The sequence below is a fragment of the Mycobacterium sp. NGS22 genome (genome assembly GCF_059813095.1).
Genome location: NZ_JCALDY010000011.1, coordinates 148,653 through 162,182 on the forward strand (window position 1 = coordinate 148,653; position 13,530 = coordinate 162,182).

Here is a 13,530-nt window from a genome sequence, read left to right on the forward strand (position 1 = left end):
ACGGGCATTACACCCCTTGTGCGGTTGTCGGGAAAATGTAACATTGTCCCCATGTCCGATACGCACGTCGTCACCAACCAGGTTCCGCAACTGGAGAACTACAACCCCGCGTCCTCGCCGGTGCTCATCGAAGCGCTGATCCGCGAAGGCGGGCAGTGGGGCCTGGACGAGGTGACCGAACTCGGTGCCCTCTCGGGTAGCCCTCAAGCCCAGCGCTGGGGTGAGCTGGCCGATCGCAACCGCCCCGTCCTGCACACCCACGACGGGGTCGGGCACCGCATTGACGAAGTGGAGTACGACCCCGCCTATCACGAGCTGATGCGCACTGCGATCGCGCACGGCCTGCACGGCGCGCCCTGGGCCGATGACCGGCCCGGTTCGCACGTGGTGCGCGCGGCCAAGACATCGGTGTGGACGGTGGAGCCCGGCCACATCTGCCCCATCTCCATGACCTACGCCGTGGTGCCGGCACTGCGGTTCAATCCCGAACTCGCGGCGGTGTACGAGCCGCTGCTGACCAGCCGCGAGTACGACCCGCAACTCAAGCTGGCCGTCACGAAGCCCGGCATCACCGCCGGCATGTCGATGACCGAGAAACAGGGCGGCTCGGATGTGCGCGCCGGCACCACCGAAGCGACGCCGAACGGCGACGGCACGTACAGTCTGCGCGGCCACAAATGGTTCACCTCGGCGCCGATGTGCGACATCTTCCTGGTCCTGGCCCAGGCGCCAAAAGGCTTGTCGTGCTTCATGCTGCCGCGCATCCTGCCCGACGGCACCCGCAACCGGATGTTCCTGCAGCGGCTCAAGAACAAGCTCGGCAATCACGCCAACGCCTCCAGCGAGGTCGAATACGACGGCGCCACCGCCTGGCTGGTCGGCGAGGAGGGCCGCGGTGTGCCGACCATCATCGAGATGGTCAACCTCACCCGGTTGGACTGCACGCTGGGCAGCGCCACCAGCATGCGCACCGGTCTCACCCGCGCCATCTATCACGCCCAACACCGAAAAGCGTTCGGCGCCTACCTGATCGACCAGCCGGCAATGCGCAACGTGCTGGCCGATTTAGCGGTGGAAGCCGAGGCCGCCACCATCGTGGCGATGCGCATGGCCGGAGCCACCGACAAGGCAGTGCGCGGCGACCAGCGCGAGGCGCTGTTGCGCCGCATCGGGCTGGCGGCCAGCAAGTACTGGGTGTGCAAGCGGTCCACCCCGCATGCCGCCGAAGCGCTGGAGTGCCTGGGCGGCAACGGTTATGTCGAAGACTCGGGCATGCCGCGGCTCTACCGTGAGGCACCGTTGATGGGCATCTGGGAGGGTTCGGGCAACGTCAGTGCGCTGGACACGTTGCGTGCCATGGCAACCCGGCCCGAATCCGTGGAAGTGCTGTTCGACGAACTGGCGCAGACGACCGGTCAGGACGCCCGCCAGGACACCCACGTCGAGCAGCTGCAACGTCAACTGACCGATCTGGACACCATCGAATACCGCGCCCGCAAGATCGCCGAGGACATCTGCCTGGCCATGCAGGGATCGCTGTTGCTGCGGCACGGACATCCCGCGGTCGCCGAGGCATTCCTGGCCACCCGACTCGGCGGGCAGTGGGGCGGGGCGTTCGGCACCATGCCCACGGGTCTGGATCTGGCGCCGATCCTCGAGCGTGCTTTGGTGAAAGGGTGACGCACGCCATCAGGCCGGTCGATTTCGACAACCTCAAGACGATGACCTACGAGGTCACCGACCGGATCGCGCGCATCACCTTCAATAGGCCCGAGAAGGGCAACGCGATCATCGCCGACACTCCGCTGGAGCTCTCGGCGTTGGTCGAGCGCGCCGACCTCGATCCGAACGTGCACGTGATCCTGGTGTCCGGGCGGGGGGAGGGTTTCTGCGCGGGTTTCGACCTGTCCGCCTACGCCGACCGGACCGGATCGGCGGGCGGTGAAGGCAGTTACCGGGGCACCGTGCTGGACGGCAAGACCCAGGGCGTCAACCATCTGCCCAACCAGCCGTGGGACCCGATGATCGACTACCAGATGATGAGCCGGTTCGTGCGCGGGTTCGCCAGCCTGATGCATTGCGACAAGCCGACCGTCGTCAAGATCCACGGCTACTGCGTGGCCGGCGGCACCGACATCGCCCTGCACGCCGACCAGGTGATCACCGCCGCCGACGCCAAGATCGGCTACCCTCCCACCCGGGTATGGGGTGTACCGGCGGCGGGCCTGTGGGCGCACCGGCTGGGTGACCAGCGCGCCAAACGCCTGCTGTTCACCGGCGACTGCATCACCGGTGCCCAGGCCGCCGAGTGGGGTCTGGCGGTCGAAGCGCCCGAGCCCGACGACCTCGACGAGCGCACCGAGCGACTGGTCGCCCGCATCGCCGCACTGCCGGTCAACCAGCTGATCATGATCAAGCTCGCGCTCAATGCCCCACTGCTGCAACAGGGTGTGGGCACCAGCCGGATGGTCAGCACGGTGTTCGACGGGGTCGCCCGGCACACTCCCGAAGGGCACGCATTCGTCGCCGACGCCGTCGAACACGGCTTCCGGGACGCCGTCAAGCACCGCGACGAACCGTTCGGCGACTACGGCCGGAAAAGCTCCCAGGTGTAGCGCCCATGCCGAAACCGCTGACCCGCATGACCGCTCGGTCGGTGGTGCTCAGCGTGCTGCTGGGCGCCCATCCCGCCTGGGCCCGCGCGAGCGAGTTGATCACTCTGACAGCAGATTTCGGCATCAAGGAGTCCGCGCTACGGGTGGCGTTGACCCGCATGGTCGGTGCCGGGGACCTGATCCGTTCGGCCGACGGCTACCGGCTCTCGGATCGGCTGTTGGCCCGGCAACGCCGTCAGGACGAGGCCATGCGCCCGCGCACCCGGCCGTGGCGCGGAGACTGGCAGGTAGTCGTCGTCACCAGTGTGGGCATCGACCCGCGCAACCGCGCCGCGCTACGAAACATCATGCACGGCAAGCGCTTCGGTGAGCTGCGGGAAGGTGTCTGGATGCGCCCGGACAACCTCGACCTGGAATTGGACACCGATGTCGCCGCGCGGGTGCGGGTGCTCACAGCGCGCGACGAGGCGCCCGCCGAGTTGGCGAGACAGTTGTGGGACCTGACCGAGTGGGCCGCCGCCGGGATCAGACTGCTCGACGAGATCGCGCAAGCGACCGATGTCCCGGGCCGGTTCGTGGTGGCCGCCGCGGTGGTACGCCATTTGCTCACCGATCCGATGCTGCCCGACGAACTGCTGCCCGACGACTGGCCGGGCGCCCGATTGCGCTCGGCCTACCACGATTTCGCCACCGAACTGGCACAGCGACGTGACGACCCGAGGCGACGACTCCAGGAGGCGACATGAGTGATCTGGTTCGGGTGGAACGCGACGGCCCGGTGATCACCGTCAGCATCAACCGGCCCGAGGCGCGTAACGCGGTCAACGGTCCGACGGCGGCCGCGCTCTACGCGGCCTTCGATCAATTCGACCGCGACGAAACCGCCGCCGTCGCCGTGTTGCGCGGCGAAGGCGGAACCTTCTGCGCCGGAGCGGATTTGAAGGCCTTCGGCACCCCGCAGGCCAACGCGGTGCACCGCACCGGGCCGGGCCCGATGGGTCCGTCGCGGATGATGTTGTCCAAACCGGTGATCGCCGCGGTCGACGGCTACGCGGTGGCCGGCGGCCTGGAACTGGCGTTGTGGTGCGACCTGCGGGTGGCCGGGGAGGACGCGGTGTTCGGCGTGTTCTGCCGCCGCTGGGGGGTGCCACTCATCGACGGCGGGACGGTGCGGCTACCGCGGCTGATCGGGCACAGCCGGGCGATGGACATGATCCTCACCGGCCGCGCGGTCAACGCCGACGAGGCACTGGCCATCGGGCTGGCCAACCGGGTGGCGCCCAAAGGTCAAGCGGCACAAGCCGCCCAGCAGCTGGCCACCGAACTGGCCGCGCTGCCGCAGCAGTGTCTGCGGTCGGATCGATTGTCGGCGTTGCACCAGTGGGGGCTGCCCGAGTCCGCCGCCATGGACCTCGAGTTCGCGAGCATCTCCCGGGTCGCCGGTGAGTCGTTACGGGGCGCGGCGAGGTTTGCCGCCGGGGCGGGCCGGCACGGGGCGCCGGCGAGCGGTGCCGCCGAACAGTAGCGGTCAGCCGCCCTTGGTCACGGTGTTGTTGGGACCCAACTTGTCCACCTTCGGGTCACCGTTGCGGTAGGTGACGGTGTTGTCCATTCCGCCCACCCGGATGCGTTTGGTGACGTTGTCGATGGTGATCTTGTTGTTGCTGCCGATCACGCTCACCGTCTCGCAGGTGCCGTTGACGGTCAGCGTGTTGTCCCCGCCGGTGACGTTCAGCGACTTGCCTTCTTCGCAGGAAATGGTGGCGGTCTGCCCCATGTACGCGTAGACGACGGTGTCGCCCACCTCGACCGAGGTGCTCAATGTGGGGTTCTCGTCTGTGGACTCGGCGGTCCCGCTGCTTGCCGAGGAAGAAGACTTGCTCGAGGCCGACGACGACGTCGTGCCGTTGCCGCCCGGGGGCGAGGCCGTCGAACTGCATGCGACCACTCCGCCTGCTGCCGCGATGGCCAGCGCGCCGACCAATGCTGCCGCTCGCGATGCCGGAGACGAGTGACCAGATGTGTTGGGGCGCATAGTTACTCGATTCTCTTCCTATTCCTGGGCCCCTAGGGGCCGACCCGCTGGATTCGGTTGGTCATGCCCAGTTCGCGGCCGCGGTCCCAGATGACGGGATCGCCGTTGTGGAAGTACACCGTCCCGTCGTAGCCGTACACCGTGATGTCGTTGACGACGGTGTCGGCGATGACGGTGTTGGAGGTCCCCATCATCGTGACCGCCCAGCAGGTTCCCTTAGCGGTGATGGTGTTGGAGGTCCCGTTGACGAAGAGCGTGGAATCGTTGCAGTCGATGGTGGTTTCGACGCCCTGGCCGGTGATGTGGGTGTCGCCGTTCTTGGCGTGCGCCAGGGGTGCGGCAACAATGGTGACTGCGGCCAGGGCCGCGGTTCCGGCGGCGGCCGTCCATCTCACGGCGAGCCCCCCTTCGCTGGGCGGGTGATTGTGGGTCTGAGCCTACGTGCAATCGCCGGTGGGACGACAGACCCAAACCGGATAACCACGCATGGTGAAACGGTGGGCGCGCGGACCGGTCAACTAGAGTCATTAGTCATGGCAGCTCAGCCGGATGCACCGTCGACCGGTGGCCGTGCGCGCGGCGGAAGGTCCGGAGCCCGCCAGGCCAAGCTGAGCCGCGACGGCATCGTCGACGGTGCGCTGACCTTCCTGGACCGCGAAGGCTGGGATTCGCTGACCATCAACGCCCTGGCGACCCAGCTCGGGACCAAAGGGCCCTCGCTGTACAACCACGTCGACAGCCTGGAGGACCTGCGTCGGGCGGTGCGCATCCGGGTCATCGACGACATCATCACCATGCTGAACCGCGTCGGCGAGGGCCGCGCCCGCGACGACGCCGTCCTGGTCATGGCCGGCGCCTATCGCAGCTACGCCCATCACCACCCGGGCCGGTACTCCGCGTTCACCCGGATGCCGTTCGGCGGTGACGACCCGGAGTACTCGGCGGCGACCCGCGGCGCGGCCGGTCCGGTCATCGCCGTCTTGTCGTCCTACGGCTTGCAGGGCGACGAGGCGTTCTACGCCGCGCTGGAGTTCTGGTCGGCGATGCACGGCTTCGTGTTGCTGGAGATGACCGGGGTAATGGACGACATCGACACCGACGCCGTGTTCACCGACATGGTGCTGCGGTTGGCGGCCGGGATGGACACTCGTACCGCCCGCTAAGCGCTTATACGCTGGTAGAACCCGGGCCGACGGCCATTTTGACCTGTCAGACCGGGGGCGGGTAATGTGGTGGCTCGTGCCTGGCGGCTTACGGCGCCTGACGTAAGGGAACGAATGCCGGGCTAATTCGCATGTCCATGATGCATCGGATTCTTTTGCCGGTGCTGAGCGCGTGCGACACGCCCGGACGCGGGGTAACGCGCGCGGGCATAACTGCAGTACAGAGACTTGACGTTGAACGAGAACAGAGAAAGCCGGTAGATGCCAACCATTCAGCAGCTGGTCCGCAAGGGTCGTCGCGACAAGATCGCCAAGGTCAAGACCGCGGCCCTGAAGGGCAGCCCGCAGCGTCGTGGCGTGTGCACCCGCGTGTACACCACCACCCCGAAGAAGCCGAACTCGGCGCTTCGGAAGGTCGCCCGTGTGAAGCTGACCAGCCAGGTTGAGGTCACGGCCTACATCCCCGGCGAGGGCCACAACCTGCAGGAGCACTCGATGGTGCTGGTGCGTGGCGGCCGGGTGAAGGACCTGCCCGGTGTGCGCTACAAGATCATCCGCGGTTCGCTGGACACCCAGGGCGTGAAGAACCGCAAGCAGGCCCGCAGCCGTTACGGCGCCAAGAAGGAGAAGAGCTGATGCCGCGCAAGGGGCCCGCACCCAAGCGTCCGCTGGTCAACGACCCGGTGTACGGGTCGCAGCTGGTCACCCAGTTGGTGAACAAAGTTCTGCTGAAGGGGAAGAAATCGCTGGCTGAGCGCATTGTCTATGGTGCGCTCGAGCAGGCCCGCGACAAGACCGGCACCGATCCCGTCATCACCCTCAAGCGCGCTCTCGACAACGTCAAACCCGCCCTGGAAGTGCGCAGCCGCCGCGTCGGTGGTGCCACCTACCAGGTCCCCGTCGAGGTGCGTCCGGACCGGTCCACGACGCTGGCGCTGCGCTGGCTCGTCGGCTTCTCGCGGCAGCGTCGGGAGAAGACGATGGTCGAGCGCCTGGCAAACGAGATCCTGGATGCCAGCAACGGCCTGGGAGCTTCCGTCAAACGGCGCGAGGACACCCACAAGATGGCCGAGGCAAACCGCGCGTTCGCGCACTATCGCTGGTGACGGGATCCCGCGGGTGCGACCGATAGCGAATCACTGAGCAACGAAAGAGTGGGAAGACTTCTGTGGCACAGAAGGACGTTCTGACCGACCTGAGCAAGGTCCGCAACATCGGCATCATGGCGCACATCGATGCCGGTAAGACCACGACCACCGAGCGCATCCTCTACTACACCGGCATCAGCTACAAGATCGGTGAGGTGCACGACGGTGCCGCCACCATGGACTGGATGGAACAGGAGCAGGAGCGGGGCATCACCATCACCTCCGCCGCTACCACCACGTTCTGGAAAGACCACCAGATCAACCTGATCGACACCCCTGGGCACGTGGACTTCACCGTCGAGGTGGAGCGCTCGTTGCGGGTGCTGGACGGCGCGGTCGCGGTGTTCGACGGCAAGGAAGGCGTCGAGCCGCAGTCCGAGCAGGTCTGGCGGCAGGCCGACAAGTACGACGTACCGCGTATCTGCTTCGTCAACAAGATGGACAAGATCGGTGCGGACTTCTACTTCTCGGTGCGCACGATGGAGGAGCGCCTCGGCGCCAACGTCATCCCGGTCCAGCTGCCGATCGGCTCGGAGAGCGAGTTCGAGGGCGTCGTCGACCTGGTGGAGATGAACGCCAAGGTGTGGCGCGGCGAGACCAAGCTGGGGGAGACCTACGACACCGTCGAGATCCCGGCCGACCTGGCCGAGCAGGCCGAGGAGTACCGCACCAAGCTGCTCGAAGCCGTCGCCGAGACCGACGAGACGCTGCTGGAGAAGTACCTGGGCGGCGAGGAGCTCACCGTCGAGGAGATCAAGGGTGCGCTGCGCAAGCTGACGATCAGCTCCGAGGCGTACCCGGTGCTGTGCGGCAGCGCGTTCAAGAACAAGGGCGTGCAGCCCATGCTCGACGCCGTCGTCGACTACCTGCCGTCGCCGCTGGACGTGCCGCCGGCCATCGGGCACGTGCCGGGCAAGGAAGACGAAGAGATCACCCGCAACCCGTCGACCGAGGAGCCGTTCGCGGCGCTGGCGTTCAAGGTCGCCGCGCACCCGTTCTTCGGCAAGCTGACCTACGTCCGGGTTTACTCGGGCAAGGTCGACTCCGGCTCGCAGGTCATCAACGCGACCAAGGGCAAGAAGGAGCGGCTGGGCAAGCTGTTCCAGATGCACTCCAACAAGGAGAACCCGGTGGACACGGCTTCGGCCGGTCACATCTACGCGGTGATCGGTCTGAAGGACACCACCACCGGCGACACCCTGTGCGACCCGAACAACCAGGTCGTGCTGGAGTCGATGACCTTCCCCGACCCCGTCATCGAGGTGGCCATCGAGCCCAAGACCAAGAGCGATCAGGAGAAGCTGAGCCTGTCGATCCAGAAGCTCGCCGAGGAGGACCCCACCTTCAAGGTGCACCTGGACCAGGAGACCGGCCAGACCGTCATCGGCGGCATGGGCGAGCTGCACCTGGACATCCTGGTGGACCGGATGCGCCGCGAGTTCAAGGTCGAGGCCAACGTCGGCAAGCCGCAGGTGGCCTACAAGGAGACCATCCGGCGCAAGGTGGAGAACGTCGAGTTCACCCACAAGAAGCAGACCGGCGGGTCCGGCCAGTTCGCCAAGGTGCAGATCTCCCTGGAGCCGTTCACCAGCGAGGACGGCGCCACCTACGAGTTCGAGAGCAAGGTCACCGGTGGGCGCATCCCGCGGGAGTACATCCCGTCGGTGGATGCCGGTGCGCAGGACGCCATGCAGTACGGCGTGCTGGCCGGCTACCCGTTGGTGAACTTGAAGGTCACCCTGCTCGACGGCGCCTTCCACGAGGTCGACTCGTCGGAGATGGCGTTCAAGATCGCCGGTTCGCAGGTGCTGAAAAAGGCTGCGCAGCAAGCGCAACCGGTCATCCTGGAACCGATCATGGCCGTCGAGGTCACCACACCCGAGGACTACATGGGTGACGTGATCGGCGACCTGAACTCCCGCCGTGGCCAGATCCAGGCCATGGAGGAGCGGGCGGGTGCGCGCGTCGTCAAGGCGCACGTGCCGCTGTCGGAGATGTTCGGCTACGTCGGCGACCTGAGGTCCAAGACTCAAGGCCGGGCGAACTACTCCATGGTGTTCGACAACTACGCCGAAGTACCGGCGAACGTGTCGAAGGAAATAATCGCCAAGGCGACCGGCGAGTAGGCTGGCCCGGTTACCACCGCGGCACAACCAGAAAAACAAACACTGCTTTTTTAAGCACCAACAGTCCAGGAGGACACAGAAGTGGCGAAGGCGAAGTTCCAGCGGACCAAGCCCCACGTCAACATCGGGACCATCGGTCACGTTGACCACGGCAAGACCACCCTGACCGCGGCTATCACCAAGGTCCTGCACGACAAATATCCGGACCTGAACGAGTCGAAGGCGTTCGACCAGATCGACAACGCCCCCGAGGAGCGTCAGCGCGGTATCACGATCAACATCGCGCACGTCGAGTACCAGACCGAGAAGCGTCACTACGCGCACGTCGACGCCCCCGGCCACGCCGACTACATCAAGAACATGATCACCGGTGCCGCCCAGATGGACGGCGCGATCCTGGTGGTCGCCGCGACGGACGGCCCGATGCCGCAGACGCGTGAGCACGTGCTGCTCGCCCGTCAGGTGGGTGTGCCCTACATCCTGGTCGCGCTGAACAAGTCGGACGCGGTCGACGACGAGGAGCTGCTCGAGCTCGTCGAGCTGGAGGTCCGCGAGCTGCTGGCCGCCCAGGAGTTCGACGAGGAAGCCCCCGTCGTGCGGGTTTCGGCGCTCAAGGCGCTCGAGGGCGACGCCGACTGGGTCAAGTCCGTCGAGGACCTGATGGACGCCGTCGACGAGTCGATCCCGGACCCGGTCCGCGACACCGACAAGCCCTTCCTGATGCCCGTCGAGGACGTCTTCACCATCACCGGTCGTGGCACCGTGGTGACCGGCCGTGTCGAGCGCGGTGTTGTAAATGTGAACGAGGAAGTCGAGATCGTCGGCATCAAGCCGACCAGCACCAAGACCACGGTCACCGGTGTGGAGATGTTCCGCAAGCTGCTCGACCAGGGTCAGGCCGGTGACAACGTCGGTCTGCTGCTGCGTGGTGTCAAGCGTGAGGACGTCGAGCGCGGCCAGGTCGTGATCAAGCCCGGCACCACCACCCCGCACACCGAGTTCGAGGGCCAGGTCTACATCCTGTCCAAGGACGAGGGCGGCCGGCACACGCCGTTCTTCAACAACTACCGTCCGCAGTTCTACTTCCGCACCACCGACGTGACCGGTGTGGTGACGCTGCCGGAGGGCACCGAAATGGTGATGCCCGGTGACAACACCAACATCTCGGTGAAGCTGATCCAGCCCGTCGCCATGGACGAGGGTCTGCGGTTCGCGATCCGGGAAGGTGGCCGCACCGTCGGCGCCGGCCGGGTCACCAAGATCATCAAGTAGCGTTCCTGCGCGACCAGACGCAAAAGCCCCCGCAAACTTGCGTTTTCGGGGGCTTTTGCGTCTTCTCGCGCACCATTCTTGTGATCGGTAGCCGCGGCGTGGAAGCTACTGTGACGGCAACTTTCCGGCTCAATGAGGGGTGGTCACATGCTGGCGCGCTACATCAAGATGCAGTTGCTGGTGCTGTTGTGCGGCGGGTTGGTCGGGCCGATATTCCTGGTCGTCTACTTCTTCATGCCATTCCAGGACGTGCTGTCCTGGATGTTCTATGTCGGCTTGCTCATCACCGTGGCCGACGTGTTCATCGCCCTCGCCCTGACCAACTGGGGCGCCAAGTCGGCCGCCAAATCGGAGTTCCTCGAGCAGCACGGCGTGCTGGCACTCGCGCAGATCGTGGGCCTGACCGAGACCGGGACCCGGATCAACGAGCAGCCCCTGGTCAAGGTACATCTACACATCTCCGGGCCGGGCATCGCGCCGTTCGACAGCGAGGACCGGGTCATCGCCAGCATCTCGCGACTTGGTGTGCTGACCTCCCGCAAGTGCGTCGTCTTGGTCGATCCCGCCACCAATCAATACCGAATCGACTGGGAGCGAAGCGCTTTGGTCACCGGACAGATGCCGGCCCAGTTCACCATCGAAGAGGACAACCGGACCTACGACCTCAGTGGGCAGACCGAGCCGTTGATGGAGATCCTGCAGATCCTCAAGGCCAACAACGTTCCGCTCAACCGCATGGTGGATATCCGGTCCAATCCCGTGCTGCGCCAGCAGGTTCTGACCGTGGTGCGGCGGGCGGCCGGTCAGCAGCCCGTTCAGCAGGGCGCGGCGGTGGCCGCGGAGTTCGCGGTCCCGCAGGCCTCGATCGCCGACCGGCTGCAGGAATTGGACTCGCTGCGCGCCGACGGTGTGCTCAACGACCAGGAATACGCGAGCCGGCGCGCGCAGATCATCGCCGAGATCTGAACTCGCGACGCCGAGGGCCGGTCGCTTGGGCCTCGCGAGCAGACGCAAAAGCCCCGTTTTCGTGCCGAAAAGAGGGGCTTTTGCGTCTGTTCGCCGGATAGGAGGGCGGACTAGAACACGTTTCAGTTTCGCTGTTAACCTGACCGGATGGGATCTCTCGAAGGACGCGTCGCGTTCATCACCGGCGCGGCCCGCGCCCAGGGCCGGTCGCACGCGGTACGGCTGGCGCGCGAAGGCGCCGACATCATCGCCTCCGACATCTGCGCGCCGGTCTCGGACACCATCACCTACACCGCAGCCACGCCGCAGGATCTCGACGAGACCGTCGCCGCGGTAGAAGCCGAGGGCCGAAAGGTGTTGGCGCGTCAGGTCGACGTCCGTGACGACGCGGCGCTGCGGCAGCTGGTGTCCGACGGGGTCGAGCAGTTCGGCCGCCTGGACATCGTGGTGGCCAACGCCGGTGTGCTCGGCTGGGGACGGGTGTGGGAACTCACCGACGAGCAGTGGGACACCGTGATCGGGGTCAACCTGACCGGCACTTGGCGCACGCTGCGCGCCACCATTCCGGCGATGATCGAGGCGGGTAACGGCGGCTCGATCGTGGTGGTCAGCTCGTCGGCCGGGCTGAAGGCGACCCCGGGCAACGGCCACTACGCAGCCAGCAAGTACGGCCTGACCGCGCTCACCAACACACTGGCGATCGAGCTCGGCGAATTCGGCATCAAAGTCAACTCCATCCACCCCTATTCGGTCGACACCCCGATGATCGAGCCGGAGGCGATGATGGAAGTGTTTGCCAAGCACCCTCGCTTCGTGCACAGCTTTCCGCCAATGCCTATGCAGTACAAGGGATTCATGACCGCCGACGAGGTGTCCGACGTCGTCGTCTGGTTGGCCGGCGACGGTTCCGGCACGCTCTCGGGCACGCAGATTCCCGTGGATAAGGGTGCCCTAAAGTACTGACCAGCCAGCGTGCTATGAACTCCACGTGACCAACAACGGAATCGTGATCGTCGGGGGTGGACTCGCCGCCGCCCGGACCGCCGAGCAGTTGCGCCGCGCGGAGTACGAGGGCCCCGTCACCATCGTCAGCGACGAGGTGCACCTGCCCTACGACCGGCCGCCGCTGTCCAAGGAAGTGCTGCGCAGCGAGGTCGACGATGTGGCGCTCAAACCTCGCGAGTTCTACGACGAGAAGGACATCACGCTGCGGCTCGGCTCGGCGGCCACCGGTCTGGATACCGCAGCCAAGACCGTGACACTGGCCGACGGAACTGCCCTCGGTTACGACGAACTCGTCATCGCCACCGGTCTGGTGCCGCGGCGGATTCCGAGCTTCCCCGACCTGGAAGGGGTCCGGGTGCTGCGGTCGTTCGACGAGAGCATGGCGCTGCGCACGCATGCTTCGTCGGCAACCCGGGCGGTCGTCATCGGCGCCGGCTTCATCGGCTGCGAGGTGGCGGCCAGCCTGCGCGGCCTGGGGGTGGACGTGGTTCTGGTCGAGCCGCAACCCACTCCGCTGGCGTCGGTCCTCGGCGAGCAGATCGGCGCGTTGGTGACGCGCCTGCACCGTGCCGAGGGCGTCGACGTGCGGACCGGACTCGGGGTGGCCGAGATTCGCGGTGACGGGCACGTCGACACCGTGGTGCTCACCGACGGCACGGAGGTGTCCGCGGACCTGGTGGTGATCGGCATCGGGTCGCACCCGGCGACCGATTGGCTCGACGGCAGCGGCGTCGAGATCGACAACGGCGTGATCTGCGACGAGACCGGCCGCACCAGCGCACCACATGTCTGGGCGCTGGGTGATGTGGCGTCTTGGAAGGATCCCACGGGACACCAAGCGCGCGTTGAACATTGGAGCAACGTCGCCGACCAGGCCCGCGTCGTGGTGCCCGCCCTGCTGGGGCGGGAAGTGCCGACGGTCGTCGTCGTCCCGTACTTCTGGAGCGACCAGTACGACGTCAAGATCCAGTGCCTGGGCGAGCCGGAAGCCACCGACACCGTGCACATCGTCGAGGACGACGGGCGCAAGTTCCTGGCGTACTACGAGCGTGACGGTGTGTTCGTCGGCGTCGTGGGCGGCGGACTGCCCGGCAAGGTCATGAAGGTGCGCGGCAAGATCGCCAACGCGACGCCGATCGGGGAGATGCTCGGTTAGCTGGCGAGCAGACGCAAAAGCCCCATTTCCTGCGGGAAATGAAG

The 13,530-nt window shown here is 66.2% G+C and carries 15 protein-coding genes; 13 read left to right on the top strand and 2 right to left on the bottom strand.

Going from position 1 to position 13,530, the window contains the following annotated elements; genetic code table 11:
• Window positions 1-51: 51 nt before the first annotated feature.
• Genes AC5Y47_RS12915 through AC5Y47_RS12930 form a run of 4 tightly spaced genes read left to right on the top strand, consistent with a single transcriptional unit; the run spans window position 52 to window position 4,140 of the window.
• Window positions 52-1,680: an acyl-CoA dehydrogenase family protein gene (locus tag AC5Y47_RS12915; protein ID WP_499944390.1), complete on the top strand. Its 1,629-nt coding sequence runs from the start codon at window positions 52-54 to the stop codon at window positions 1,678-1,680.
• Window positions 1,677-2,615: a crotonase/enoyl-CoA hydratase family protein gene (locus AC5Y47_RS12920; RefSeq protein ID WP_499944391.1), complete on the top strand. Its 939-nt coding sequence runs from the start codon at window positions 1,677-1,679 to the stop codon at window positions 2,613-2,615. The genes AC5Y47_RS12915 and AC5Y47_RS12920 overlap by 4 nt, the downstream gene beginning before the upstream one ends.
• Window positions 2,616-2,632: 17 nt before the next feature.
• A complete protein-coding gene (locus tag AC5Y47_RS12925; RefSeq protein WP_499944437.1) occupies window positions 2,633-3,361 on the top strand; it encodes a PaaX family transcriptional regulator C-terminal domain-containing protein in 729 nt (242 codons plus the stop codon).
• Window positions 3,358-4,140: a crotonase/enoyl-CoA hydratase family protein gene (locus AC5Y47_RS12930; RefSeq protein WP_499944392.1), complete on the top strand. Its 783-nt coding sequence runs from the start codon at window positions 3,358-3,360 to the stop codon at window positions 4,138-4,140. The genes AC5Y47_RS12925 and AC5Y47_RS12930 overlap by 4 nt, the downstream gene beginning before the upstream one ends.
• 3 nt (window positions 4,141-4,143) lie before the next feature.
• On the opposite strand, the gene AC5Y47_RS12935 is transcribed toward AC5Y47_RS12930, so the two are convergent.
• Window positions 4,144-4,437: a DUF3060 domain-containing protein gene (locus AC5Y47_RS12935; RefSeq protein ID WP_499944393.1), complete on the bottom strand. Its 294-nt coding sequence runs from the start codon at window positions 4,435-4,437 to the stop codon at window positions 4,144-4,146.
• Window position 4,438: 1 nt separating this feature from the next.
• Between AC5Y47_RS12935 and AC5Y47_RS12940 the strand changes: the two genes are divergently transcribed.
• Window positions 4,439-4,630 (top strand): hypothetical protein, encoded by a 192-nt coding sequence (locus AC5Y47_RS12940; protein ID WP_499944394.1) that lies wholly within the window; start codon window positions 4,439-4,441, stop codon window positions 4,628-4,630.
• A 52-nt stretch (window positions 4,631-4,682) separates the two neighbouring features.
• Here AC5Y47_RS12940 and AC5Y47_RS12945 read toward each other — a convergent pair whose 3' ends face one another.
• Window positions 4,683-5,045: a DUF3060 domain-containing protein gene (locus AC5Y47_RS12945; protein WP_499944395.1), complete on the bottom strand. Its 363-nt coding sequence runs from the start codon at window positions 5,043-5,045 to the stop codon at window positions 4,683-4,685.
• A gap of 138 nt (window positions 5,046-5,183) precedes the next feature.
• Between AC5Y47_RS12945 and AC5Y47_RS12950 the strand changes: the two genes are divergently transcribed.
• The 8 genes from AC5Y47_RS12950 to AC5Y47_RS12985 all read left to right on the top strand — a co-directional run bounded on the left by AC5Y47_RS12950 (window position 5,184) and on the right by AC5Y47_RS12985 (window position 13,486).
• Entirely contained in the window at window positions 5,184-5,813 is a 630-nt protein-coding gene (locus tag AC5Y47_RS12950) for a TetR/AcrR family transcriptional regulator (RefSeq protein WP_499944396.1), read from the top strand.
• Window positions 5,814-6,074: 261 nt separating this feature from the next.
• Complete coding sequence (gene rpsL / locus AC5Y47_RS12955) at window positions 6,075-6,449, top strand: 30S ribosomal protein S12 (protein WP_007167812.1); 375 nt, start codon at window positions 6,075-6,077, stop codon at window positions 6,447-6,449.
• Complete coding sequence (gene rpsG, locus AC5Y47_RS12960) at window positions 6,449-6,919, top strand: 30S ribosomal protein S7 (RefSeq protein WP_416892010.1); 471 nt, start codon at window positions 6,449-6,451, stop codon at window positions 6,917-6,919. The genes rpsL and rpsG overlap by 1 nt, the downstream gene beginning before the upstream one ends.
• Window positions 6,920-6,981: 62 nt before the next feature.
• Window positions 6,982-9,087 (top strand): elongation factor G, encoded by a 2,106-nt coding sequence (fusA, locus tag AC5Y47_RS12965; RefSeq protein WP_499944397.1) that lies wholly within the window; start codon window positions 6,982-6,984, stop codon window positions 9,085-9,087.
• Between the two features lie 81 nt (window positions 9,088-9,168).
• Window positions 9,169-10,359 (top strand): elongation factor Tu, encoded by a 1,191-nt coding sequence (gene tuf / locus AC5Y47_RS12970; RefSeq protein WP_499944398.1) that lies wholly within the window; start codon window positions 9,169-9,171, stop codon window positions 10,357-10,359.
• Between the two features lie 147 nt (window positions 10,360-10,506).
• Window positions 10,507-11,325 carry an SHOCT domain-containing protein gene (locus AC5Y47_RS12975; protein ID WP_499944399.1) on the top strand — a complete coding sequence of 273 codons (819 nt, stop codon included), beginning with the start codon at window positions 10,507-10,509 and terminating at the stop codon, window positions 11,323-11,325.
• A 147-nt stretch (window positions 11,326-11,472) separates the two neighbouring features.
• Window positions 11,473-12,288: a mycofactocin-coupled SDR family oxidoreductase gene (locus AC5Y47_RS12980; RefSeq protein WP_499944400.1), complete on the top strand. Its 816-nt coding sequence runs from the start codon at window positions 11,473-11,475 to the stop codon at window positions 12,286-12,288.
• A 25-nt stretch (window positions 12,289-12,313) separates the two neighbouring features.
• Entirely contained in the window at window positions 12,314-13,486 is a 1,173-nt protein-coding gene (locus tag AC5Y47_RS12985) for an NAD(P)/FAD-dependent oxidoreductase (protein ID WP_499944401.1), read from the top strand.
• Window positions 13,487-13,530 lie beyond the last annotated feature (44 nt).